Below are 16629 nucleotides of genomic sequence, written 5' to 3'. Positions count from 1 at the left end.
CCGGACGATTTTTTATAGACTGCTCCACTTATTCTTACTTTTGGATCTTTAACTTCATTAAATATTTAGTTCCTTTTGTTTTTTATCTTCTTTTAGAAGCCTATCTTGCCGAGCCTGGTAGCAATCTATCTCCGTTGAAACTCCGAATGTACTTTTCTCACACAGGTTGTCTATATCTTTCAGATTACTGCTGAAGAATCCTAGTCTCTTTTGTTCTGCTAAAGTAGTCCTGCCACTATGAAGTCTGGTTTACAAATGATCTTTTAGATCGCAAAAAGTTAGAGTGCCTATCTAATGGGTGATTCTACTCCCAATTCTCTTATTCCCCCTAACTTTCTTCCATCTAGGTTTTTCCCAGACCTAGCATTTCCTGAATGAAAAACATCGCTTTAATGCAAGTATCTGGTTCTCAGCAAATAGAAACCTATATTTTACTATTCTCCGTAGATTCTTTATTTAACCGTTTATTAATCGAAGCCAGAAGGCGTATCTTCTTTACGGTAAAGACTCGTACTTAATAAAACACAATCATTCCGGCAGCTAATGGACTTAATATATCGGCAACAAGATAGCCAGAAAGATCTCGTAGCCTCTTCATAAGTCAAGGTTAACAGTATGTGCTATTTCTTAATGTTTTGCATTATTTATCTGATTATTTTTTGAATGTTTGTTTTAATGTTAAATTAAAATTCTTTTTCCAGTGTCCGATGTCTGTTATAATATTTTATTCATGTTTCCTTTGATTATAAACGTTGTTCAATATTTCCAGGCCTTATTTATAGTATTCAAGTTTATAATTAGTCTATTTCTCTCTATTCTCTGTGGTGACAAGAAAAGCCCTCCCTTGCATATGTTTTTGCTACTGATACTCCCTGAGACATTATCCTTCTTGTCATTTATCCATTATCAGTCACATCACTGGAATATGTGGCAGCTACCCTCTGGAAAGCCGCCGTTAATTCCAGGCTTATCAAGATTGGGAATTCATAGCTTGTAGGTGTGGCAGCAAATTCTTGATTAATATAATATCAATCTTCCATATACTGTGCTTATTTCAGCATCTGCTTCAATTATGAAAATCTTTAATCTTTTATTCAGATCATCCTTCTATTTCTTTTTCTAACCCCTTATCTCTTCAAGACTTCCTTTTAAAGAAAATAGAAATCTAAATTTGCAAGAATGCAGGTTTCTTTATTACAATTGGTTTACGTCTCGCGATTTAATTAATTACAAAAATAGCGAATATGTTCATCTATTGTCTTAAGTTTTAATTTCTTAGAAATGGATCTGATTTTTAATATTAAAGGCATAGAAGATCTTAGTCAGTTAATATATTTCTTTATTTTATTCATAGATATCTTTTGTAAGGATTATTTTTCCTTATTAATATTTTTATGTGTATATCTAATCTAGATGTTAACCTTATATATATCTTAATCTAATAATTTTTAGTATGATAGCCTTTAATATTTTTGCACTTATACACATAAAGAGGGGTTATAGCACATGCATATGTATAAGGGGGTAGATTGGGTTTGTTTTCAGCCCTTACACTTAGTCTTAATTCTCTAATCTCTGATCCTATTAGCATAGTATCTTCGCCATCTCAACTTACCGATAAGTTGCTCAGGCATGAGTTTACGGTCTTAATTCCAGCTCAGAATGAGGAAACTTCCATTGGAAGCAAAGTTTTGATTGCGGCAAGTTACGCTGATCGTGTACTTGTTCTTGACGAAGGTTCCACTGATAGAACTATGGAAGTAGCTGCTCTGGGAGGGGCACGGGTTGTTCCTATCTCAGGGGGGGAGGAAGCATTACTCGATGTCCTCTACAAAGCATCTCTTGATTCAGAGCTTGTGGTTCTCATTTATCCGGAATGCATGCAGGACATAGATTTGCTTTCCCATGTCCTTGAGCCGTTAAGACAGGGGTTTGACCTATCTGTGGGTTCTTGGCCCTGCCGTATCTCCTGTGAGCAGGAAACAGTAATGCTTTTTAATGGAAAAAGTACCTTCAAGGAAAAAATAGGCTTTCTTGCAATAACAGCGGCCTCACTACAGAAAATCAGTTCAGGAAAAGATCATTTATCTTTGAAATCCCTGCTTTCGGTGGCAAAAACCGAAGAACTCAAGATTAACTATCTAAGTTTTGATGTGGATCCTGTATTCAGGAAATTTGAGAGCACCCGTATAGGAGTTGTCGTGCCTGCTTATAATGAAGAATTACTTATCGGTGAGACTCTATGTGGGATCCCTGAATATGTGAACAGGATTTATGTAATTGATGATGGCAGTACAGATCGAACAGGTGAAATTGTAAAAAAGTTTGGAGACCCAAGGATCGTGTATTTGCGTCATGAAGTAAATAAAGGAGTAGGCGCAGGAATAATTGATGGATATAAACTTGCTCTGAGAGATGAGATGGATATTGTTGCGGTTATGGCAGGAGATAATCAAATGGATCCTTCTCAGCTTCCCAGGTTGATTTTTCCAATCATTGAGGGAAGAGCCGATTATACAAAGGGCAATAGATTACTCACTGACGATTTTATGACCGGGATGAGCAGATGGAGATCTTTTGGAAACCTTCTCCTTAGTTTTATCACAAAAATAGGCAGTGGTTACTGGCAGGTTATGGATCCTCAGAATGGATATACAGCTATTTCCAGGCAGGCACTGGAGCTTATTGATCTGGATTCAGTCTATCCTTATTATGGCTATTGTAACGATCTGTTGATCAAACTTAATGCCTTTGGAATGAGAGTAATGGATGTGGTAATGCCTGCCCGCTACGGTAGAGAGAGATCGAAGATTCGATACGGAAAGTTTATCCGCAAAGTAGCTCCCATGATCTTTAGAGGTTTTCTCTGGAGGCTGAGGGTCAAATATACGGTACTGGACTTCCATCCACTCGTACTATTCTATTTCCTTGGAATGATTTCCTTGCCTGTTAGTGTTCTTTTAGGACTGTGGGGCTTTTTGCAGATCTTGTTGCAAAATCCTCTCCCTTCCTACTATCCTCTGCTTGGTTTTCTTGTACTAGGTACGGGGCTTCAGATGCTTCTTTTCGGAATGCTTTTCGATATGCAGGTTGAGAAGAAAAAGAATGAAAGAGTAGGACTTGCTCGTTAAGGTTAGGAAGATTATTCTTCCTGATTTTTAATCTACCCCTTCTTTTTTATTGCTCTTTGAGTCTATTTCTTCATTTATTGTCCCTTGCTTCCTTCTTTTTTCATTTATTATCCTTTAATTTGCAAAAACGGAATCACAGACAACTTTTCCCAATGTTTTGTCTATTTAATCCAGTAGGGAGCTCCAATAGCGAAATATTGATAATTACTTTTATCTATATTTAGACATATTCTATAGTGAGTTTTGGCCTTTGATCTTTATTTTTCCAGTTGGAACTATAAAAAGCGATGTAATTCTCATCTTCCTCGCGGGCCTTTATAAGGAAACCTGTATTTTCATACTTTCCGCTTACGTATTCCTGCACAAGTTCTGTTATATTCAATTCGTAATAACGGTTGTCAGGAGTTTCCTCTCCACTGATAGTTATTGTGGCATATGGAGTATTGCCTTGGAAGACTCCATTCCGATCATACCAGTCTCCCCCGGGATTTTTCCAGGGATCATTGATTTCTTTTTGCTGCCACGTAACGTGTTCTTCGCACCATTTTACAGGTCTGTATACTTCCAGTATAGTATCCTTCGATCTCATTTGATTCTCCGGGTAATACCAGAATAAAGATAGAGTTGCCTTTTCGATCCGATCAGTCTGATTAAGTGAACTCAGTTCAAAGATTATAACCCCTCTATAAGTACCTCTCTCTGACCTTTTTCCTACATCGATATATTCACTGTTACTAAAAGTGATATTTGGAGCCTCTTCTCTCAACCTGTTATCCGAAATAATGAAAGGTAAAGCAATTTTGAAGTTTTCTACTTCGTCAGGCTGCATAAAAAAACTTAATATGAATCTTTCCAAAGATCTTATAAAATCTGCAAAAGCTTTCTTAAGGCTGGACTCAAAACTTTCTTCCTGTCCCGTCTGGGCTCCGCTTTCATCTCTCTTATAAAGTGTCTGAGGTCCAGCAGACATAGCCTCACTCCAGGGAAAATCTTCCCCCAATGACTCATTGTTGCTCAACTTTGCCGCAAGTTCAGAGTCCGCTTCAAAGTCTGAGGTAGAATTTACACCTAGATAGTTCCCCCCGGCATTGCCAGAAAGGCAGTTGTTTTGCAGAATAAAGGAATGAGTGCTTTTCAGCTTGTTGTATACAGCATATCCTTTTCCGGCAGCAGGACTTGATTGTGTATTAATTATCACATTATTTTTCACAATAGTTGTATATCCTGAGTCTGGAGCTGAAAATTCGCCAGTAACCTGTTTGTGGGCAATAGCAGCTCCATAACACCCATCAAATTTATTACTCTCTATTAAAGTATTTTGAAAACCATTAAGCACTATTCCCCCTGCCCAGTCCGCACTCGGGTTAATACCTGTTTTGTAGAATTTATTATGATGGATATAGATATCTTTTGCAGAATCTTTAGTATATTCGGATCCATAGCCTGTAATCCATATACCTGCTGCGTTCGTCTCATATAACAGATTATTGTAAATCTCGATATCGTTCATCACAGTTGACGGGCCAATTTTTTGGATTTCAATTCCTGCTCCACCTTCTCCTTCTGAGTCAATGATATTGTTATAGAATTTTACGTGATTTGTATTGTAAATTCTCAGACCGCTATTTGTTCTACATGTTATTTTATTATTCCAAGCTTCTATATTCGAAGAATATATGGAGTAGAGGACATCATGCCCTAACTTATACACCCTGTTATTGTAAAACTTAATATCTGAACATTTTGTGACTTTAAGCCCATCGCCATGGCTGTCGTGCATATACATGTCGTGAACTTGTATATTCTTACAATTAAGGAAATGGATCAGGTTGTGATATCCCTTTCCCCTATTTTTTCCATTGTTTTTATCATGATTTCCGTCAATCTCAAACCCCCTTATGGTAATATCATGATTTCCGGCGCTGTCCATCTGCGTAATCAGAGGTTTTTCTAGTGGCCAGCCTACCTTATCTTCAAGTTTGATTACAGCTGTTGGGTCTCCCTCAAGAATGTTGTCACTTCCAATGTATATACTGTCGGAAATGACGTAGGTATTAGGGCCTTCCAGATGAACGGTTGTGAATCTTGGATTTTCCGCAATGTATTCAAGAGCTTGGTTTATCTCTACCTGGTCGTCACTTCCATCACAGTTAAAGTCTCCACTCCCATTGGTAGTAACATAAACAATTTTACCGGATGGCTTTGATAGAGTAAGGGTTATACTTGCGATTAAAAAAATAAAAATTATGCTAAAAAGTAATATTTTTTTTTTGTCTCCCCATTTATAATGTTGCCCTTTTCCGCTCATTTTAAATCCCCAATACATTAAACTATAATTCTTTAAGATTAAAAGAAGTTGTCTATTTAATACTGCAAATAAACTCCTCTTGAAACATCTGGATTATTTTCGCTGCTTGAATATATTACTACTCAAACTATGTGAAGAACTTCTTAAATTGTAATATTTATTAAAGCGCATTCATTGGAATCCAGAACTTTTGTATGCACTCTAACGATTTATTAAAAAAGATATATGTTGGCAAATAATGTATACTTTTGTATGATGAAGCATACTCTTTTTTGTACTTACAGAAAGTGGGGGAGAGCTCTGAGAACTTGTTCTCAAAAGACAAAAGAATGAACTAAGAAGCCCCGAGGTGTTTATCTTCAGGTTAATTCACTAATTGGAAATTCAGAATCGTCAACTCCGTTGTAAACAAATCATTTTATGAAAAATGCATTTCGATTGCAGGTGTTCCTGCTAATAAAATAAATACCAAAGGATAAGATGACATATGTTCACAGCTACGCAAATTGCAAAAAATAATCTTTGATAAATACAGTTCATTAAATGGACGCTGAATCGTTCATTTATATTTTTTTCTAAGTAGCTGAATGCTCTATTAAAAAATAAGCTGGAAAGTTTTAATATAAGACATTAAAGCAAAATAGGGAAAATATCCTCAGCAGTAGCCTGAAAGTTTTCCATTCTGGCGAAAATATTTGGTTCCACCATACAACATACCCGGGTATATTACCTGAGATCGAAGCACATTCTGTATTTCCATACCTGCCTATATTGATCCTACCTCCATTGTTCCCTGGCTCCTTTGAATAATCGGAGTCCGGATGGCCGGCATCAATGCAGGGAGAACTTACAGGATCCTTTACCCACGTTTTTCCGTTCCACCTTCCACCGGTTGATTTCAGGTGATAATCATGTTCTTTTTCGTTTGCAAAGTGAGGATCTACATGGATGTCGCTTGTTGACCTAGCATTCATGTAGTCTCCTGCTATGTTATTGTAGAGGCAGTTATTTTCCATCACAATGGTATGTGTTGAAGGTAGGTAATTGATCACCCCATATCCTGTTCCATCAGGGTCTTTTGTGCGATTCTGGGTATCTACAATTATGTTGTTACGGACGATTGTTGTGAATCCTGTACCTTGAGGTGAAAGATCAACGGAATTACCTGCGCTTGTGGAAGAAGGATACATCTGGATAATTGCTGCATGATACACATTATCAAACACATTATTCTCAATAAGAGTATCATAAAATCCACTTGTTACAATACCTCCTACCCAGTCAATACTTGGGTTCGTACCAGTGCTGTAGAAGATATTATTGTGAATGTGGACATTCTGTGCCTCTTCCTGGGGATAAGACGCTCCGTAACCTATCAGCCAGATTCCAGGGCCATAAGTATGATGGATAGTATTATTGTATACTTCTACATCGTTAACGACACCTGTCGTTTTCTCAATCAGAATTGCGGAGCCACCTGCACTCCAGTGGTAAAAGGAGTCTATTACGTTATCATAGAATTTTACGTAATTGGAATTCCAGACTCGAAGCCCACCGTTAGTTCTGCAAGTTATTCTGTTTTTCCAGGCTTCTACATTCTGGCAATCAATAGAATAAAAACCGTCATGTCCTAATTTGTACACTTTATTATTGTAAAACTTAATATTCGAACTTCTCTCGACTCTTAAACCATCACCATGTCCGTCATGAAGATACATACCATGAACATCTATATTTTGAGAGTCAAGGAAACTGATCATATTGTAGTATCCTTGCCCTTTCATTTTATCTTCATTCTTGTCATGGTTTCCGTTAATTTCAAATCCCTTTATAATGACTCTATCGACTCCGGAACTGTCCATCTGAGTAATCAGAGGTTTATTTTTCGGCCAGTCCGCTTGATCTTTAAGTTTAATGACGGTTGTAGGATCTCCTTCCAGAATGGTTTCGCTTCCAATTAAAATACTATCCGAGATAATGTATGTACTTGGACCTTTCAAATAAACAGTTGAAAATTGTGGATTTTCTGCAGCATATTTAAGAGCTTGATTTATTTCTACCTGATCGTCACTTCCATCGCAATTGAAATTCCCTCTCCCATCGGCAGCAACATAAACAGTCATATTGGGTGCTGTGGTGGAAAGAGCGTTTGTTCCAATTATAATCAAAAAAATTAAAATTGCAAGGTAAGATCCGTTTTTTTTCCAGTGTTGCCATCTATGTTTCAGACCTTTTCCCTTCTTTCTATCCCTATACTTTTTGTTGTAAATCTCCAGACGCGAAAAAGCTATATGCAGGGTATACCATTATGCTAAATTTAGTTTAGGACAGCCTAGTTTTTCTAATTTCGTGAATTTTACTGTTAACTTAAGTAAACATTTCCCAGTTTTTCTTAAATTTTCTAGAAAACAAAAAACAATATTCATTGATTGCAGGAGTGTACAAAAAGTTTATGTTTTAATGTTTCTATCATTTATTTAAGTTCTATTGAAAACTAAGGGCGTCCGGACGATTGAACCTTCTTTTTAAAGTCATAATAAATCCTAAATCGTTCAATTAAATGATGAGAATAACAGAAAAACAACCACACTTTGTAAAGTACTAAGGAATAAATAAGTTAAGGCTTATTCAAAGAGCCTTTTTTCCAGCCAGTACAACTAATTATCAGATTTATACAGTTAGCACTGGCATGACTCAGAAACACTGAAAATGCGAGTCTTCTGAATTTATTGGGTAATCTATTAAGAGGTAATGGATCTTTCTTATTAATTTAAAGAAATCTTTAGAGATTCTATGATAGAGCAATTTGCCTAACGATCCTCTATTTATATCTATCTTTATTTTTTAATTTAATATTTACTTTCAAACATTATATAGATAACATTTTTTAGGAATATTTTATCTTAATCAAATCATTAAAAAATTTTTTATACTCTGTAGTCCTCTACTATATCAGAAATTTTTGAACATGTGCAAATTTTCATTATTTGCAATCATATAATTTCAGTACAGGTCAGGAATTTCTTATGTGGTTGTAAGTGAAGTTGGTCGTGAAGGGGGGTCTTATGAGGGGTAGTTTCTCGGTTACAGTGGATCTTGAAGATTGGTATCATATTCCTTCAGTTTGCGGTTCTCCTTATGCTGTTTACAGGACTGTGAATGAATTCTTTGAAAAATGGGAAGGCAGGTATGATTTCCTGACTGAACCTACAAACAGGGTACTGGACATTCTCGATGAATTCAATGTGACTGCTACTTTCTTTGTAGTTGCAGATATTATAGACCATTATCCTGGACTTGTTGAATCAGTTGCGGAAAGAGGACACGAACTTGCATGTCATGGCCTTCATCACGCCTGCAAAATTGATCCTGAGACAAAGGAGCGGTTAATGAGTATTGAGGAATTCGAGCAGAAAACATTGCTTGCAAAAAGAATTCTTGAAAAAATTAGCGGGGAGAGAGTAGTAGGCTACAGAGCACCAAATGCCCTGATAGGTGGATGGATGGTTGATTCACTTGAACGTATTGGTTTCAAATATGACTCTTCAGTATCAGTAAATTCTCTTTATAATAAAACGGACTCGTCCCTTAAGACAGTTTCTTCTTTTCCTTACTATCCCTTAAAGAGCGGCCTTGAAGCAGGTGATGATAGAAATTTTGTTGAATTCCCCTGGGCCTATTATCAGAATATACTGAAAATCCCAACGTCTGGAGGTCCAATACTCCGCTTTTTAGGAACCCCTTTAGTATTGAATGGGCTTGTCCAGAGTTTGAAAAGAGGACATACCATCTTCTATTTCCACCCTCTCGACATTTCCTATACCAAATTTCCTTCTATAGGAAACAACAGGCCATTTTACTGGTGCATAAAAGGAAAGTCTGTGGAACGTAGAATTCGTCATATTCTGAAAACACTAAGTAATGTTAAAAAAGTGTGCCTGAGAGATTATCAAGGAATATGATTACCCTGAAATATAGTACTGTAGGAGGAAAGTTTCATAGATTTATGTGGTAAGCTGAAATTTTTTGATAATCTAAACGTTTAAGTCTGAGTTACATAGTTTTATGGCTAGTGTTCCATAATCTCTTCCATTTCCTTTATTCTAAGAGGAAACATCTTTTTATCCATATCTTAAATGCTTGTTTTCTCCTGGAGGGTTAATTCGGGATTATCCCAACACCAGCAGGAATCAACAGTGAATTTAATAAATATTTTCCCTGTAAGGTTCAGACCGTATGTATTAATATCAGCAGGATTTGTATTTAAGAGGAATATTATTTATGTTCCGTGAGTTATTGTAACAGAAATGCTAAAAGTCTCTGGACAGCGAGATAGTACCCGAAAGCCTTTAATTGTTGAAAATTTTTAATTCATAAAAACATTATTTAGGTCGAGACAATATATCAAACTGCACTTCGGGCGCAACTATTAATTATTTGTTGGCCGATTGGATATAAGAATAATGCGAAAGAGGAGAAACAAATAAACAAAATCTAACGAACGAAAGTTTTTGGGCCTGTGCGCGGCCTGTAACAACTCTTTTAGAGTGAAACCACGTTCTCAGGGATAGTTCATATTTAGGTGCTAAAACTGGACTCTGCAACTTTCAAAAAGGATGGGGGACACATTGTCTAAAATCACTAATAACATATTAAACCTTATAACTTCGATTTCTCTATTACTACTGGTTTACAGTCTCTTTATTCTCAGGGGAATTCAGCCCGAAGGGTATACAGTCAATATTTATGAGCAGCTTCCTTTTCACTTTTACCTTACTCTGCTCCTTTGCTACCTTTCAGCCTGCGTTCTTCTCCTTGCATACAGAAAAATGAGTGCAGTTTTTATACTGCTTCTTGTTCACATTACAGTACTGATAACTCCTCACATGCTTGGCTATGTTTCAATATGCAGGGGGGGATTTTCGTACTTCGATCTTGCAAGACAGGTTTCACTTTGTAACCTTTTGAGCTTCTCAGACCTTTCTCCCACGGGTCCTCTGCTCGTTTCAGCCCTAGCTCAGGTTTCAGGTCTGAAAACATCGGCACTTTCGTACTTTTTACCAGTATTTTTTTCAATACTGTTTATCATCGGAATGTACCTGTTCTATCGCATTTTCATGAGCAGGGAAAAATTAGTCTTAACAACTTTTCTCTCCTCGCTTATTCCATATTTTGGTCATTTCCAGACCTCATCAGTTCCTTATTATCTTTGTTTTTGTCTGATACCTCTATATCTTCTTGTGCTGAGAAGTGCAATTTCGGATAAAAACAGGGCAATGGCTGTTTGCCTTCTTTTTATGATGCCGTTGATTCCTTTAGCTCATCCTTTCATTTTTGCATATCTTGCCTGTTTCTCCCTGCTCCTCTTATGTTCGAGCAAAGTACTGAAGCCTGGATTTCTCCGTAATATCCTGAGTCTCAAATTTCTCTTCTCTGACGCTTCACACTCTGCAGGAAGGAAAATGCCCGTGTTTGTCTTGTCACTTACTTTAGTAGGCTTCCTGCTTTGTACCAAATATATCTCTCAGTTCTTTGATACATCTATTTCGAATGTTATCCTGCACGCTAAAACGTTAGTAGCTGCAGGCTTTTCTACCATACCATCGACTGAAAATGGATTTCTCGATTTTGTGCATCTTTTGAATCTTTATTACGGCAAATACTATATTCCTTTAGTTTTTATCCTGATCAATTCCGTAATTGTATGGCAGAACCGTAAAAGGTTTTGCCACCATTTCGTTCGCAGATACCCACGCTTTCTGGGCCTTTATATCGTAACCTTCTGCCTGGAGATTGTTTTCCTTTTGAATCCCTTCATTCCTTACTCTCCAGATAGGTTTGCAAATTTGAGCTTCATTATTTTTGCCCAGATTCCTTTGCTGGGGTATTCCCTTTACATTATTTTTCTTAGAAAAGGGTATACTCTTGGCCTTGGCTCTGCAGTGCTAGTTCTTTGTCTTCTATGGACACTGGGATTCTTCACCTGTTTCAGCTCGCCATATACAGGTGGAATTTCTGAATCAATTTCGGAAAATGAGGTAGACGGTATTCAGTGGTTATCCGGTGTAAGAGAACCTTATCCATATTTTACATCTGATGTAGATACAGATTTAAGCAGAACGTCTGGGATCCTTAGTAGCAATATGAACTGGACTACTGGGCTTGCTGATATTCCCAAAAAACCTCTTTATATATACAAAAATGATTTGAAAAACGGCATATCTGTAGAAAAAGCGGTGGAAAACGAACCTTTCTATGTTATCAAAACTACTTTTTCTGAGGCTTTGACTGCCAGTGAACGGGAGTCGGATGAAACATCAGTTTCTACGGGAAACGCCTCCAAGGCTCAGACCGCTTATCCTGTGTATAAGATCTATGATTCCCTTAACATAGAAATTTATGAGCATATGCCTTAAATTCCCTCCTCAGTTTCATCTGGAGGTCAGGCTTCTGAGGAAGGAACTCCCAGTTTTTAAAAATTTGAATTTTTTCTTTTTTGTTGTACCAGAGAATTCTCTTTTTTCTTTTCGTTATGATTTTCGTTAATGTATTTGACAATAAGAAGGACAATTATAATGAGCAGTCCGACGATTTCTGAGATAAAAACTTCTGTAAATCCGGGATCGTATGATCTATTAAAAATTATCATAAGATACTCAATAAAGTTTCCTGAAATCGTATCCTTTGGAAATTCCCAGCCTAAGAGCGGCCAAAAAAATACTGTAGGGCTATTCCATATCTGATCTTCAAGAATGTGGCAAAAAGATGCTCCTGCAATAATCAGGAGTTCAGGTTTCCCTTGGCTATAGAGATAGTATCCTGCTAAGCCCAGCAGAAGGCCAAAAAGCAAAGTATGAGCATAAATTCTCCCGCTTCCTATAGTGTCAGCAAGAATTATCCTTCCAAGAGGCTTATCAATAAAGTCCGGAAGGAGCGCCCCGAGCGCAATCCACGGAGCATTTACCCAGAAGCCCTTTTTTGAAGATATGCGGCTTAGGCAATAAAAGATTCCCAGAGTAATCCCAATATGTCCAAAAACAAACATCAGACTAAAAATAGTTATCTGTTTATATTTATCTTTCGGCCGGCCTGCCTAATAGCTCGCCGGCACAAATTTTTAGTTTCGCTCAATAAGAATTTCTCAAGCCTGGCATTCAGCTACGAGCTTTTCTACCAGTTCCTGCCGGATCGCAGTTGTTCTGTCCCCTCCGCAGACCATGCCGCGGACTCCAATAATATCTGGTCCGATCCTTTCAAGCACCGGAAGATCATCAAATTTCAACGAACCTGCAATTGCGTTTTCAAGTCCAGACTCGTGGGCAAGATCAGTGAACTTCTTAAGTTCTTTCTCGTCCATGAATTCGAAGGTAGATTTCCCATCCTTAATTGCCGTATCGACCATCACCACATCTGCCCCAGCTTTTGCGGCGATTGAGGGAAGCAGTAATGGAGAGATCGAATTGATGCGCTTGTAGTCCGAATATCCCGAGGCAACAACTTTTTTTGTAGAGTCGTAGTCCTTTACAGCCTGTGTTATCTTTGTAATAAGCTCTAAAGCTTGATCTTCAGTCTGGATATCGTAAAGGCCAACTTTAATATAGTCTGCTCCTGCAACGGCTGCTCCAAATGCGGCAAGGGAAGCAGTTCCTGGCTTGTAATTAAAATCTCCTATGGTTGCGCTTATAGGCTGTCTGCCTTCCACAGCTTCTTTTACATCCCTTATTACCCATGGGAAATTAGCACCAAGGGAGCCTTCTTTCGGGTTTTTGACATCTACAATGTCCGCGCCGCCTCTGGAAGCGATTATTGCTTCCTCTCTATTGATTGGACTTATAAGCAGTTTCATAAAAATCCTCTAACTAAACAGCGAATTAAAATCTTTCAATGAATATTATTCCTTTTATACAATATGTTTTATTTTATATTTTTTTATAGGATGATGCAGCTATTGAATAAGTATGTTCCGAGTAATTTTTGTGATGGATATATTTAACCGTAGCGTAGTTCTTGCCAAGGGCGGGGACAGGGAAAAATACCGCCCTGTTTCAGATTCAAGTACTGTATGCAACAGCTCGGATCCTGTAGACATAGTAGAACTCCTGCGTCCCAGGGAAGTTTATATTGCCGACCTTAACGTGCTTCAGGGCAAAGGCCCTCGCGAAACGAATGCTGGAGTAATTCGAGAAGTAAGCTTAAAGGCAGACACAATGCTAGATTTCGGGATTTCGTCTCCACAAGACGTGGACAAGGCTCTTCCCATTGCAGGAACTGCCGTGATCGGTACAGAGACAGGAACGCTTTCGGCAATAAAGGATGCCGCCTATCGAAATTCCGGAAGGATCAGTGTCAGCATTGATATAAAGCACGGCAAAGTTCTGAAAAACGATCCTGAGCTTCCTGAATCCCCTTTTGAAATAGTAAAGCTGTTAAATGAGTTGCCCTTAAAAGACCTTATTTTCCTTGACCTTGACAGGGTTGGAACGGCTTCAGGCTTTGATCCTGAATTCCTTCAAAAACTGGTTGAGTGTTCCAGGCATAGTGTGCTGCTTGCCGGAGGCGTCAAGGATATGGAAGATCTTTTTACTCTTGATAAGCTCGGGATAAAAGGAGCCCTGGTCGCAACTGCTGTTCATTCGGGATTGGTTCCTCCGGCCGTTCTGAGTTTAGGGATTAAATCCGATAACAAAAAATAACTCTCACTTGGGAATCCTTTTATCTCAGCTCCTATATGTCTTGTATATAATCGAGTATTTTAGTTATTAAATCTGCAAATTTCACTTAAAACCAGGAAATTATGAGGTTTACAATATGGTTAAGAAGAATACATCTGAAGAGAGTATTGAAGAAAACGCTGAGGAGATAAGTGGAGACGGATATGTGGAGATTAAGATGGGAGGAGGCTGGTACATGACGATCTCCCTCACACACAGTGAGCGTTTTGAGAAAGAATACGTCGAGCTCGCAAAGGAGCGTGGAGGCGTAAAGAAGGCCAGGTTCAACCTTAACCCCACCCATGTCAGGATGTTAGGGGAAGCCCTGATAAAATTTGCTGATGACAACGGCCTCTAACGAATATTGGTTTAATTTTCCGGTTCAATCTGTATATCTGGTCAGTTCCTGTTCAGGAACTCCAGGATTTTTTCAGTGACTTCTTTTTCTACATATTCAGAGGAGCGGGAGGCATCGATTACAATAAAACGTTCTGGATTTTCTGCCGCAAGCCTGAGGAAAATCTCCCTGACTTTCCGTAAAAACTCTAATTTTTCGAACTTGCTTTGTTCTCCTCGCTTCCCACAACGTTCAACTGAAACTTCTGGCCTGATATCAAAAAGAAAGGTCAGGTCCGGAACAATGGTCCATCCTCGGTGCAGGTCCTTTACCCACTCAAGAGGATTTTCCAAGCGAGTTTTCAGGGTCACTCCCTGGTAAGCATATCGACTGTCGGAGTAGCGATCAGAAATCACTAGTTTTCCACTTTTAAGCGCAGGCTTTATAATCTTTGACAGATGTTCCGCATGGTCCGCTGTAAAAAGGAAGAGCTCAGCAAGCTGGTCGGTATCCGACTGAATTGCTTTTTCCACGGCATCTCCAGTCAGAGTGCCTCTTGTCGGTTCCCTTGTAAAAACAGGGTTAAATGCCTTAATTTCAGGATTCTTCTGAAGCTTTTCTGCAACCGTGCTTTTGCCTGAGCCGTCAATGCCCTCAAGTGTGATTAGTTTTCCTCTCATAAATATCGTCTTTTTTTAGAGATTTTTAGTGAAATGTTTTATCTGTATTTATACTCTACAGGCTTTCTGGATTCATGGTAAAATCCCAATTCCCTGTATAGCTGGCGAGTCAGGGCAGATTTCAGATAAAATAAGCATCTATTTATGCAATATTAAAAATAGCTTAGAGTAATGACTGTAATAGGAGTTATTACGCGGGGCAAATACGGGCACCGTCTGATTGAGACTGTCAGGGAACACAGCAATTTTTCGATCGTAACTGCTGATTTGCCTGAGTTCGTACCTGTATTTATTGAAGAGCCTGATGAGTTTCTGGAAGCTCTTAATTTCGATAAGCATGTTTTTTCTGCAGAAATTATAATTACTTACTCTTTACATCCCGATCTTACATCTGCAATTGCAAAGCTTGCGGCAAAAGCTGGTGTGCGCTCTCTTATAGTTCCAGGGGGACCATCCAGGGCTTCGGTTTCCGAACTCAAAAAGCTCTCCGAAGTTTCAGGTATGGATATCGAGGTAGATGAGATATGCTGCAGTCTTGAGCCCAATGCTTTCAACAGACCATTTACGGATATCTTTGGGTCTCCTATCTTGAGAATAAAGACAAAAGATGGAAAAATTGCCAACGTGGAGGTAATAAAAGGAGCTCCATGTGGGAGTACCTGGCATATGGCAAAAGAAATTGTTGGAATGCAGGTAAAAGATGCACCTCCCAGAGCCGGACTGTATATTCAGCATTATCCGTGTAGGGCGGCACGCGGCGACCTTGGGGGAATCCACGAGTCAGGGGAATTACATAAACAGGCGTTTATAAAAGCCCTTGAAAATGAGGAGTGATTATATATTCTTTGAAAAAGATATTCTAAATATGGCCGGAAAGTGGGATCCAGCTTTTCATTTCTGAGAAGCCCTTGCTTTGTGTCCTGCCCGGTCTCAAGTAATTTACGGGGGTGAAAAAATTACTTCCCTAACTATCTCAGAAGATTCAGGGCCCGAAGATCTTGAGGCACTAGCAGTCGCAGTACACTCGGTCATTGGACTTCCTACAACCATTCGCAGTCTCAAGCGGAAGGGACTTCGCTTGGAAAAGGGTCAAATCGTTGACAGAGACTACACAGGGCCTGTGCTCGAAGAAGTCTTAAAAACAAACAAAGTCATCCACGAGGTCCCTACGGAAGGTGTGTACAGTGGAAAACCTGTGGTTGTTGCTCCCATTCACTCAAAAGACGGGAAAGCTATTGCAGCTCTTGGGGTCGTGGATATACTAGCTACTATAGATCTCCACTCTGTTTTTCAGGAATATACATCTGTACTGGAAGAAGTTGAAGATGCAAAAAAATAAACAAAAAATGACCTGATATTCATAATGATAAATTAAAAAAGTGATTATTGGAGGATCTGTTCCCGCTTATTTTCTAGGGATATTCTTTGTTCCTCCAATTAACCTTCCGGTTTTAAACCTTAA

12 protein-coding genes are annotated in these 16629 nt (G+C 38.6%); 7 read left to right on the top strand and 5 right to left on the bottom strand.

Features of this window, described 5'->3' with window-relative positions:
- The first annotated feature begins 1529 nt into the window (after positions 1-1529).
- Positions 1530-3131 carry a glycosyltransferase family 2 protein gene (locus BP861_RS14165; protein ID WP_292376619.1) on the top strand — a complete coding sequence of 534 codons (1602 nt, stop codon included), beginning with the start codon at positions 1530-1532 and terminating at the stop codon, positions 3129-3131.
- A gap of 220 nt (positions 3132-3351) precedes the next feature.
- On the opposite strand, the gene BP861_RS14160 is transcribed toward BP861_RS14165, so the two are convergent.
- Positions 3352-5439, bottom strand: coding sequence for a disaggregatase related repeat-containing protein (locus BP861_RS14160; protein ID WP_292376617.1), 2088 nt, complete (start codon positions 5437-5439; stop codon positions 3352-3354).
- A 617-nt stretch (positions 5440-6056) separates the two neighbouring features.
- Positions 6057-7562 (bottom strand): right-handed parallel beta-helix repeat-containing protein, encoded by a 1506-nt coding sequence (locus BP861_RS14155; RefSeq protein WP_292376795.1) that lies wholly within the window; start codon positions 7560-7562, stop codon positions 6057-6059.
- Between the two features lie 942 nt (positions 7563-8504).
- On the opposite strand from BP861_RS14155, the gene BP861_RS14150 reads away from it, so the two are divergent.
- Both BP861_RS14150 and BP861_RS14145 read left to right on the top strand, forming a co-directional pair.
- A complete protein-coding gene (locus BP861_RS14150; RefSeq protein WP_292376614.1) occupies positions 8505-9401 on the top strand; it encodes a polysaccharide deacetylase family protein in 897 nt (298 codons plus the stop codon).
- Positions 9402-10067: 666 nt separating this feature from the next.
- Complete coding sequence (locus tag BP861_RS14145; protein ID WP_292376612.1) at positions 10068-11855, top strand: hypothetical protein; 1788 nt, start codon at positions 10068-10070, stop codon at positions 11853-11855.
- 56 nt (positions 11856-11911) lie between these two features.
- On the opposite strand, the gene BP861_RS14140 is transcribed toward BP861_RS14145, so the two are convergent.
- Positions 11912-12484: a metal-dependent hydrolase gene (locus tag BP861_RS14140; protein WP_292376610.1), complete on the bottom strand. Its 573-nt coding sequence runs from the start codon at positions 12482-12484 to the stop codon at positions 11912-11914.
- 96 nt (positions 12485-12580) lie between these two features.
- A complete protein-coding gene (locus BP861_RS14135; RefSeq protein ID WP_292376608.1) occupies positions 12581-13285 on the bottom strand; it encodes a (5-formylfuran-3-yl)methyl phosphate synthase in 705 nt (234 codons plus the stop codon).
- Between the two features lie 112 nt (positions 13286-13397).
- Between BP861_RS14135 and BP861_RS14130 the strand changes: the two genes are divergently transcribed.
- Positions 13398-14132: a HisA/HisF-related TIM barrel protein gene (locus BP861_RS14130; RefSeq protein WP_292376606.1), complete on the top strand. Its 735-nt coding sequence runs from the start codon at positions 13398-13400 to the stop codon at positions 14130-14132.
- A 115-nt stretch (positions 14133-14247) separates the two neighbouring features.
- Positions 14248-14508, top strand: coding sequence for a hypothetical protein (locus BP861_RS14125; RefSeq protein ID WP_292376604.1), 261 nt, complete (start codon positions 14248-14250; stop codon positions 14506-14508).
- A gap of 41 nt (positions 14509-14549) precedes the next feature.
- Here the strand turns inward: BP861_RS14125 and tmk are convergent, their stop codons facing one another.
- Positions 14550-15167, bottom strand: a complete 618-nt coding sequence (tmk, locus tag BP861_RS14120; RefSeq protein WP_292376602.1) for a dTMP kinase — start codon at positions 15165-15167, stop codon at positions 14550-14552.
- A 171-nt stretch (positions 15168-15338) separates the two neighbouring features.
- Between tmk and BP861_RS14115 the strand changes: the two genes are divergently transcribed.
- On the top strand, positions 15339-16001 hold the full coding sequence (locus BP861_RS14115) for a DUF166 domain-containing protein (RefSeq protein ID WP_292376601.1): 663 nt from the start codon (positions 15339-15341) through the stop codon (positions 15999-16001).
- A 79-nt stretch (positions 16002-16080) separates the two neighbouring features.
- Positions 16081-16506 carry a DUF2111 domain-containing protein gene (locus BP861_RS14110; protein WP_292376599.1) on the top strand — a complete coding sequence of 142 codons (426 nt, stop codon included), beginning with the start codon at positions 16081-16083 and terminating at the stop codon, positions 16504-16506.
- Positions 16507-16629 lie beyond the last annotated feature (123 nt).

The organism is Methanosarcina sp. UBA411 (genome assembly GCF_002495725.1).
GTDB lineage: Archaea > Halobacteriota > Methanosarcinia > Methanosarcinales > Methanosarcinaceae > Methanosarcina.
This window is presented reverse-complemented; position numbering and strand designations above follow the sequence as displayed.